This window comes from Agathobacter ruminis (assembly GCF_002735305.1).
Classification (GTDB): Bacteria; Bacillota; Clostridia; order Lachnospirales; family Lachnospiraceae; genus Roseburia; species Roseburia ruminis.
In genome coordinates this window covers 1-10,097 of record NZ_PDYG01000109.1, presented here as the reverse complement: position 1 = coordinate 10,097, position 10,097 = coordinate 1, and the positions used below count along the sequence as shown (strand labels likewise).

Here is a 10,097-nt window from a genome sequence, read left to right as displayed (position 1 = left end):
AATATGTCAGCTACGCTGACGCAAATCTCGCGCCAAGTCTCGCGAGCGAGACTTGAATTAAAAAGAATCGGTAAAAAAGGACAGGAGTATTGGAATGAAGTTATTACATCTATCAGACTTGCATTTGGGCAAGCGCGTCAATGAATTTTCCATGATTGATGATCAGGAATATATTTTGAAAGAAATTCTTACGATTGTAAATGAGCAGAAGCCGGATGGCATCCTGATTGCGGGCGATGTATATGATCGCTCGGTGCCGACAGAAGAAGCGATGCGCTTGTGGGATGATTTTCTGGTGCGATTGTCAGAAAAAAAAGTACCGGTGTATGCCATCAGCGGGAACCATGATTCGGCAATCAGATTTGCGGATCATGGGGCTTTGATTGAAGAGGCCGGAGTACATTTTTCACCGGTATTTGACGGGCATACGAAGTGCTGCACGATTGAAGATGAGTATGGACCGGTTCGAATCTATCTGCTCCCGTTTATCAAACCGGCGACGGTGCGTGCATTGTTTCCGGAGGAAGAAATCAACGATTATACAGATGCATGCCGCGTAGCGGTAGAGCACATGCAGGTGGACAAAAGCGAGCGCAATATTCTGGTGGCACACCAGTTTGTGACCGGAGCAAGCCGTTGCGAGTCGGAAGAAATTGTGGTTGGCGGATTAGACAATGTCGACGCGTCGGTTTTTGATGATTTTGATTATGTCGCTTTGGGGCATATTCACGGCAAGCAGCATATCGGGCGAGAAACCGTGCGTTATTGCGGCACGCCGCTGAAATATTCTTTTTCCGAAAAAAATCATAAGAAATCGGTCACCGTGGTAGAACTTGGGACCAAAGGAAAGGTGACAATCAGCGAAATCCCGCTTGTCCCACGCCATGACCTGCGCGAAATCCGCGGAACCTATGAAGAATTGATGTGCAAAGAAACTTATGAGGATACTGCGGTTGATGATTATATTCATGCTGTATTGACCGATGAGAATGATGTCATTGATGCAATGGCAAAGATGCGCGTGGTTTATACTAATCTGATGAAGCTTAGCTATGACAACAAGCGCACGCAGGCCAATCAGGAGATAACGGATGCACAGAATGTGGAGCAAAAGCAGCCAATTGAATTGTTTGCGGAATTTTATGAAAAACAAAACAATCAGGCGATGACCGGGGAACAGCAGCAATTTGTGCAACAACAGATAGAAAAGATTTGGGAGGGGTAGAATATGAGACCAATGATGTTGGAACTGTCTGCATTCGGACCCTATGCAGGCAAGGTGACAATCCCGATGGAACAACTTGGAGCCCAGGGATTATATCTGATTACGGGCGATACAGGAGCCGGCAAAACAACAATTTTTGATGCAATCTGTTTTGCACTTTACGGGGAGGCAAGCGGACCGAACCGTGATGTGAATATGTTTCGCTCGAAGTATGCTGACCCGGAAACACCGACCGAAGTGAAATTGATATTTACCCACGGCGGAAAAGAATATTGCGTAACCCGCAATCCGGAATATATGCGCCCGGCAAAGCGCGGGGACGGATGGACGAAGCAGGTTGCGGAAGCACAACTGGATTTGCCGGATGGCAGCGTGATTACAAAAGTAAATGCCGTGACGGACGAAATCAAAAAAATGCTGGGGATAGATAAGAATCAGTTTTCGCAGATTGCCATGCTGGCGCAGGGCGATTTCCTGAAACTGCTTCTGGCATCGACGGAGGATCGCATCAAGATTTTCCGCAATTTATTTAAAACCGAAAAATATCTGGATCTGCAAAAAAGCATTGAACAGAGTCAGAAAGAATTATACGGCAAGGTGCAGGACGGCAAGAAAAGCGTCAACCAATATATCGGTGGAATTATGGCTGATGCGGATGATGTCCTTTCGATCGATGTGGAGCATGCCCAAAAAGGAGAAATGACCACAGCAGATGTGCTTTCCCTTTTGGAAAAATTGATTGCACAGGATCAGCGGCAAAAGAACGCACTTGATCAGGAGCAGGAATCCATCCGCACAGAATTGGAACAGATCAATACACGAATCGGGGTGGCAGAGACGATTCAAAAGGCCAAAGATGCCATCGCTGCTGACCGGGAAAAGCTTGCGCAGGAAGAATCGAAAATGGCAACGTTGCAGACAGACTTGGAAGAAAAGAAAGCTGCACTTGCGAAAAAAGAGGAATTAAATCGCGAGGCTAGTGCAATTGAAGCAGAGCTTCCGGAGTATGAGACACTTAGTCGTTTAGAAACAGAAATTTCAGAGACTCAAAATGAGTTACAAAAACTTGAAGCCGACTTGTCTCAGGCAGAACAGTCACAAGGGAAAAAGTCAGAAGAGTTGCATCTTTTGCTTGAAGAACAGGAAAAACATCAGGATGTTGGAACCGAACTGGTGAAATGGGAGGCTGCAAAAGATAAAGCGATGGAAGAGGAAAAGGCTTTGGATGAGCTGAAGAACTCTCTTTTGACCTATCGGAAAGCAGAAGAAAAACTTGCGGAAGCGCAACAAAACTATCAGTCGGTAAGCGATAATTTTAATCAGCTGAATGCATATTATGAAAGCTTAGATCAGGCATTTCGCGATGGCCAGGCAGGAATTTTGGCTTCCCGTCTTGAGGAGGGAATGAAGTGCCCGGTTTGTGGTTCGACTTCGCATCCGCAGCTGGCACATCTGTCCGATTCTGTGCCGACGGAAGAGGAACTAAAAAAAGCAAAAAAGCATGCTGATAAAGCTCGCGAGAATCGTGATGCTAGTGCACAGGATATCAGCGGCCAGGTAAAAGCGCTCGAAACAATGAAAGATCAGCTGCAAAAAGACTGCGTAAAATTATTGTCTTGTGAAGAACTTGAACACGCCGAGTCAGAATTAGGCGGCAAGCAGCAGGAAGTAAAGGAAATAAAGCAGTCCGCAGAGTCTGCAATAAAAGAACTTCAAAAGCAAGCTGCTCGTAAGCAGGAAATCGAGGAACTGATTCCGCAGTTAAAGCAGGAAGTAGATACCTTGGGCAGCAATATGGAGCAGGCACGCATTTCCATGGCAACGGCAAAGACCAAGCTTGAAGAGAAGCGTCAGCAGTCTGAAAGTTCGAAAAAGAAATTGTCATTTGCCTCCGCATCAGAAGCAAAGAAAGTGCAACAAGACCGTATGTCTCAGGCAAAACAATTGCAGGATGCATTTGATTCGGCAACAGAAGCACTTACAAAACAAAATGAGACAATTACCCATTTGAAAGCACAGATTGAAGGCAATGAGAAAATTGTAAAGGATACAGCAAGCGCTGACCTTGAAACGGAACGTGAAAAAAAGGCTGAATGGGATGGAAAACTGACCGAGTGTATCAATCGCGGCAAAGCGGTCAACGGTCGCCTTGAAAGCAACCGGAAGACCAAAGGCAACATCGAAAAGCAGGCAGCCAATATTTCCAATCTGGAAACGCGGCTTCAGTGGATGAGGGCACTGGATGATACCGCAAACGGAAAGCTATCCGGCAAAGACAAGATTAAGCTGGAAACATACATCCAGATGACTTACTTTGACCGGATTATTCGCCGTGCAAATCTACGACTCCTGAAAATGACAGGCGGTCAGTACGAACTGATTCGCCTGAAAGAAGCGAACAATGCGAAAAGCCAAAGCGGACTGGATTTGGGTGTCATTGATCATACGAACGGTTCGCAGCGCAGTGTAAAGACTTTGTCCGGAGGAGAATCCTTCATGGCATCCCTGTCGCTGGCGCTTGGCTTGTCAGATGAAGTGCAGTCTTCATCAGGAGGCATTCGCATCGAGACGATGTTCGTGGATGAGGGATTCGGATCATTGGATCCGGAGGCGCTCGATATGGCTTATTCTGCGCTGGCCGGGTTGACGGAAGGAGACCGCCTTGTCGGTATTATTTCGCATGTCGCGGATCTGAAGGAACGCATTGACAGACAGATTGTCGTGAAGAAGACAAAGAGCGGCGGCAGCGAAATTGATATGGTAATCTAGTTTGCACAACGAACAGACAAGATGAAACAAAATGATAATGTAATTGATTTGCAACTGGAATCGATAAATGTTTTTTGAAATGTGAGACGTAAATTGATATGAATCAGGTAAGGCGAGCAGAAATAAAAGATATCCCACGCATCCTGGAATTATTGGTGCAGGTGGATATGGTGCATCACAACGGAAGACCGGACATTTTCAAAGGGCCGGCGACAAAATATGATGCCAAAGAGTTGGAACAAATATTGACGGAGGAGACAGAATGCAGACCGGTATTTGTCTGCGTCGATGAAACAGATACAGCTCTGGCGCATGGGTTTTGTATCAAAAAGCAGATAGTGGATGACGCGGTTTTGACGGATATCAAAACATTATATATTGACGACATCTGCGTGGCAGAGTCTGCACGCGGACAGGGCGCTGGCACAATGCTCTACAATCATATTGTGGATTATGCAAAAACAAATGGATTTTATAATGTGACTTTGAATGTCTGGAGTTGCAACCCGGGGGCAATCAAATTTTATGAGGCGATGGGGTTGGTGCCTCAAAAGATTGGGATGGAATTGGTTTTATGAATATCAGCATCATCAAATGCAGGCGAAAAACAGTATGCATTCGTGTGAATCCGGATTTGACTGTGACGGTTCGTGCACCGTACCGCGCGACGAAGCGTGAAATCGCCCGCATCCTTAAGGAAAAAGAACCTTGGATTTTAAAACAGATTGCGGTGATGAAAGCGAATCAGCCTCCTGCTTTATCTGAAATAGAATTGAAACAGCTCAGAGAGCGCGCGCATACCGTCATTCCGGAGCGCGTTGCCTTTTTCGCCGAACAAATGGGAATCACTTACGAGCGAATCAGCATTCGCAAACAAAGGACGCGTTGGGGCAGTTGCAGCAGCAAAGGCAATCTCAATTTTAACTGCCTTTTGCTTTTGACACCGCCGGAAGTGCTGGATTATGTCGTGGTTCATGAGCTATGTCATCGCATCGAGATGAATCACTCGAAAGCATTCTGGATGGAAGTCGAGAATGTTTTGCCGGACTATCGCGTCGCAAAAGACTGGCTCAAAAAAGAAGGCGCGGTCGTTATGAGACAGGGAAATTGTGCACAATAACAGGCGCATATAATAGGTGCGGCAATTAGTGAAGTAACAGAAACGAGGGGAAAATGTACCTACTGACAGCTTATTTTGATGATTCTACAACAGAACAGTTGCAGCGCTTGATGGATGAAGTCGCCAGACAAACAGGAAATGATTTCATGATACGCAATCATGTCCCACCACATCTAACGATTTGCGCTTTTGATCAAAAGAATCCACAAAGAGCGGTGGAATTGTTTGAGCGATTTTCTGAGAAGCTGATTGCGGATAAAAATAACATCAGTAGTAGTAATATCAGTAGTAGAAATATCAATTGCAATAGAAGCAGTAGTACTATTAATAGCGGCAATGATATTAATCATATTTATATTGCATCGCCTGGAGCTTTTTTACCTTCTGTCATTTATTTAGAGGCCGTACAGAATCGATATTTGTTTGAATTGAGCGAGATGGTTCATAAAGAATTTTGTGTAGACCCTGCCACTAGGCCAAATCGTTTTTATTTGCCGTTTCAGTGGATTCCGCATATCACGATTGCAAAGCAATTGACAGATGAACAGATGCGCATCGCGTATGCGGTCTTGCAGCAGTCATTCCATCCGCTGGAAGCAAAGATTGTGCGGTTTGGCCTGTCTAAGCCGAACCCGCATACGGATTTGGCAGAAAGGAGAATACATGGGAATTCTTGCAACATTTATGGTGCCGCATCCACCAATGATTATTCCGGAAATCGGTAAAGGCGCAGAACAACAAATCGCAGAGACAATTGCTGCCTATGAACAGGTGGCTGATGAAATTGCAGCGCTGCAACCGGAAACAATTATTATTTCAAGTCCGCATAGCATCCTGTACTCGGATTATTTTCATATTTCGCCGGGAGCGGGTGCAAAAGGATCGTTTGCAGAGTTTGGCGCTCCGGAAGTCAATTTTGAAGAGACATATGACGAGGCATTGCGTGGCTTAATCTGTAAAAAAGCAGATGCGTATGGAGTCGCAGCCGGAAAATTAGGAGAGAAAGATTCTGAACTCGATCACGGAACTATGGTTCCGCTTTGGTTTATCAGACAGAAATATCAAAGCGGAAATATCATTCGAATTGGTTTATCAGGAATGGGATTGCTTTATCACTATCGATTGGGTGAGATTGTGCGCGAGGCGGCTGACCAGTTGGGGAGACGAGCGGTTTGGGTTGCAAGCGGAGACTTGTCGCATAAATTGCAGGAATACGGACCTTATGGATTTGCTCCGGAGGGGCCGGAGTATGATCGGCGAGTGCTCGAAGTGGCCGAGCGGGCGGCGTTTGACGAGTGGTTTGATTTTGATGATGACTTTTGCATGAAGGCTGCGGAGTGTGGACACAAATCTTTTGTCATGATGGCTGGGGCTTTGGATGGCATGGCTGTAAAGGCAAAAGTGTATGCGCATCAGGATGTGACCGGAGTTGGATATGGCATCGCTTCGTTCTATCCGATCGCAGAGGATGAAAATCGTCATTTTCGTTTCAAATATATCAACCAGTTGAGATCATTCTTTTTGAATCCGATCAATGAAAAAAGGAATGACATCACCGACCCATATGTGAGACTGGCGCAACTAAGCATCGCACATTATCTGTTAATCGGGAAGGAACTGGTCGTGTCAGAAGACGAGTTGCCACCGGAAATGGTGCAAAAAGAGGCAGGCACCTTTGTGTCGATTCACAAATTTGGAAAATTAAGAGGCTGCATCGGGACTTTTCTTCCGACTACGGAATGTATCGCACAGGAGATTATCCAAAACGCAATCCATGCAGCAACACTGGATCCGCGATTCAATGCGATTTCTCCGGAAGAATTAAAAGATTTGGAGATTCATGTCGACGTGCTCAGCGAGCCGGAGCCAGTTCAATCAACCAATCGGCTGGATGCAAAAAGATATGGTGTCATTGTTTCTAGTGGAAAGAAAAGAGGATTGTTGCTGCCGAATCTCGAAGGCGTGGATACGGTGGAACAGCAAGTTGCCATTGCAATGCAAAAGGGGGGCATCGATTCGTCAGAAACGGTGCAGTTGCAGCGATTTGAGGTAATAAGGCACCAGTAGAAAATAAAAAAGCAAGGGATTAAATGTAACCAAAATGAGTAAAAAGAGAATTATTATTGTTTCAATTATCGCAGCAGTACTGCTAGCGTGTGTGTGTGTATTTTTTATTTTTAAAAACAGAGATAAAGAATATTTCAAGGTGACATTCCACAAAGATGTATATCCGGCATACGAGTGGGATATTGTAAGACAAAGTGACGATATGACTTCTTTGATTGCGAAGCCGGAGCAATCGCCGGAGGTAGGAGAGTATCTTTTGCTGCAGGATGAGTTGGGAGATCAGACTGCTTGTAGAATTGAAAGTGTTGATACAAGAGGCGATGGAAGTTATGTCTATGAATTGACCAAGGTAAATGATTTGTCGGAAATCATGGATGAAATGTCTTTTTCCGGCAAAGCTGATTTTGGCGTATATGGCGTAGAAAGCAAAAGTGCCAAGAATAATTCTAACGAATCCATTTTCGCTGGAAAAACTAAAGTTTATGCAGCCGATAACAACTCGTCTGCGAAAAAATCAGGTCCTATTGACCTAACCATCGCGCTGTCATATTCAATCGACGATGCGGGCAAAGGCTCGTTTAAAACCGATGTGAAAATGAATGGTCTGTCGATGTCTGCATCAAAAGAGGACAGAGAATCTGATGAAAAATCTTCCGAAAAGCAAAACACATCCGATGATGAGCATATGAAGTCACAAGATGCAGATGTAGATTCACTTTCAACAAGCGGAACCTGCACGATTGAAGGCTCGGTCACACTGGAAGATTTAGAAATATCCGCAGATGGCGAGGTAAACTTTTTAGATATTAAGAAGAATCGTGCACATGTGAAAGTTACTTCCAACGAAGTGTTGAATTTAAAATGCGAAGGGGAAATCGAAGGTGAGCTTCCGCTTGCTGAGATTGTTGTGCCGATTCCGGTAACGATGGGAGCGGTTTCGGTGGTCATCGAACCATATTTGTATTTTGATGCAGACGGAACGGTCGAACTGGAATACCGAATCAACAATACCAGATTAGAAATGAATATGGATGTCGGAAAAAAGAAATTGGATTTTTCAAAATCAGACAAGGGAAAAGTGCAAGAGCCGGTTATTAAGGCAAGTGTCTCTCTTGAAGGCGGCATCGGAGTATCCGGAGATTTGCAAATCTTAAAATGCGGATTGGTAAAACCATATTGCAATCTTGGCATCAATGTAGGAGCCGAAACGTTACCTGTGATAAAAGGCTGGAACAATGTTGCACCATGCGTCGATGCAGGAATTGCACTTCCGGTACTTACGGTGGGCTGTGATTTCCTTCCGGATTCCAAAGGAATGTTCGCAAAAGTGATAAAAGAAGCGACCGGTTGGGAACTTCATATCGAAAAAGAATTGATTTCAAAAGAGAAAGCGCCTGTTCAAAAGTCAATCCATATTGAAACAGATGAAGAGGATGGTTCGCTGAAAGTCGTGGATAAATGTACGCATGAGGAAAGAGAAGAAGTGCGCAATGTGAATCCGTTATATACCTGGATTTCAGGGGTTAACGATAAAAAGCCATTAGACTATATGGATCAGGGAGATTATTACGAATTAGTCACTGAACTCATGGAAGTAGACTATGTACCGATGAAGGATGCTTCCAAATATACAGAAGATGGAAAGTATGAGGTTTGGGAGATTGATGAAGGGTGTTATTCCTATAATGGAATCGATGGCTTCGGCGCACTTGTGAATGCAAATTCTTTTTGTGTGGAGTACAGGGGTATAGATGAAGAATCTTCCTCCATCAAAATGCGAAAAGATGCAAAGGTATATAAGAGAGAATATATCAATAATAAAAATGAGTTTGTGCTTCAGGGAACCTTGCAAGAGTTGATTGAAACGAACAAAATGGATGAATTCAACGAACCTGCTCGTGATATCGGAGCCTGTGGATATTTTATCCAGTATGATAAAGACGGATATGTGAATAAGATCATAGTGGATGAGGGTTGGGCCATGGGTGCACATGTATATGATTTTTAACTCAGTCGGGGTACAAGCTCCGACTGAGTTAAACGCTCCGCGAGGATGCGCACGGATTCGGACAGGAATTTGTCTGCTGAAGCAGACCCGAATCCGGCGCGCAAGACTCGCGAGCGAGTCTTGACATGAAAATGCAATTGAGACAGACGCCCGTTGCTACTGAGTAGTGGGATTCGCGTCATTCCTTCGCCGTTAGGTCTTAGCAGGTGGAGGAATGGCGTATTTTATCTCAGTCGGATAAGACCCCTTCCTCTAAGCGAAGGTAGGGGTTATAACAAACTGGTCTCAGTCGGGGTTACAATCTCCGACTGAGATAAACGCTCCGCGAGGATGCGCAGAGATTTGCATATGAAATATGTCAGCTACGCTGACGCAAATCTCGCGCCAAGTCTCGCGAGCGAGACTTGAATTTTAGGAGGTTAATATATGAAGTGGATAATTTTATTGATTGCCGGAGCGTTGGAAATCACCTGGGCTGTGGCAATGAAAATGTCAAACGGTTTTACGGTGCTGGTTCCGTCTATTGTCACAGGAGTGGGCTACATCGCCAGCGCAGTATTCTTGGCCATCGCGCTAAAACAGCTGCCATTAGGCACTGCCTATGCCATGTGGACCGGAATGGGAATCCTTGGAACGACGCTGCTGGGCGTATTTCTTTTTCATGAAAAACTGTCGGTTCCGCAGGTCATATGTGTTATGCTCATTGTGCTTGGAATTGCAGGGCTTAAGATTCTTGCAAAAGAATGAGAATGTGTCTTTGGGTGAACGAACCATTTTGAAAAAGGTTTATCAAATGGCGGACACTTAGTTTGTTGGTATTATGTACTTCTCAGTCTAAGGGATCCCCAGGTTCAGACTCCGTTTGCCAAGTGAAATGACAAAATGAGTTTTGTGTATATAGGCACCAT

At 44.8% G+C, this 10,097-nt stretch carries 8 protein-coding genes; all 8 read left to right on the top strand.

The window, feature by feature from the left end:
- Positions 1–94: 94 nt before the first annotated feature.
- The 8 genes from CSX02_RS10855 (at position 95) to CSX02_RS10820 (ending at position 9,936) form a co-directional block, all read left to right on the top strand.
- A complete protein-coding gene (locus CSX02_RS10855; protein WP_099386693.1) occupies positions 95–1,225 on the top strand; it encodes an exonuclease SbcCD subunit D in 1,131 nt (376 codons plus the stop codon).
- A gap of 3 nt (positions 1,226–1,228) precedes the next feature.
- Positions 1,229–3,994 carry an AAA family ATPase gene (locus CSX02_RS10850; protein ID WP_099386692.1) on the top strand — a complete coding sequence of 922 codons (2,766 nt, stop codon included), beginning with the start codon at positions 1,229–1,231 and terminating at the stop codon, positions 3,992–3,994.
- 98 nt (positions 3,995–4,092) lie between these two features.
- Positions 4,093–4,572, top strand: a complete 480-nt coding sequence (locus CSX02_RS10845; protein WP_099386691.1) for a GNAT family N-acetyltransferase — start codon at positions 4,093–4,095, stop codon at positions 4,570–4,572.
- Positions 4,569–5,114 (top strand): M48 family metallopeptidase, encoded by a 546-nt coding sequence (locus CSX02_RS10840; protein ID WP_099386690.1) that lies wholly within the window; start codon positions 4,569–4,571, stop codon positions 5,112–5,114. The genes CSX02_RS10845 and CSX02_RS10840 overlap by 4 nt, the downstream gene beginning before the upstream one ends.
- A gap of 53 nt (positions 5,115–5,167) precedes the next feature.
- Positions 5,168–5,839 carry a 2'-5' RNA ligase family protein gene (locus CSX02_RS10835; RefSeq protein WP_099386689.1) on the top strand — a complete coding sequence of 224 codons (672 nt, stop codon included), beginning with the start codon at positions 5,168–5,170 and terminating at the stop codon, positions 5,837–5,839.
- Positions 5,778–7,181: an AmmeMemoRadiSam system protein A gene (gene amrA / locus CSX02_RS10830; protein ID WP_099386688.1), complete on the top strand. Its 1,404-nt coding sequence runs from the start codon at positions 5,778–5,780 to the stop codon at positions 7,179–7,181. Before CSX02_RS10835 ends, amrA begins: the two co-directional genes overlap by 62 nt.
- A 34-nt stretch (positions 7,182–7,215) precedes the next feature.
- Positions 7,216–9,189: a hypothetical protein gene (locus tag CSX02_RS10825; RefSeq protein ID WP_099386687.1), complete on the top strand. Its 1,974-nt coding sequence runs from the start codon at positions 7,216–7,218 to the stop codon at positions 9,187–9,189.
- Positions 9,190–9,615: 426 nt separating this feature from the next.
- Positions 9,616–9,936, top strand: coding sequence for a DMT family transporter (locus CSX02_RS10820; RefSeq protein WP_099386686.1), 321 nt, complete (start codon positions 9,616–9,618; stop codon positions 9,934–9,936).
- Positions 9,937–10,097: the final 161 nt, after the last annotated feature.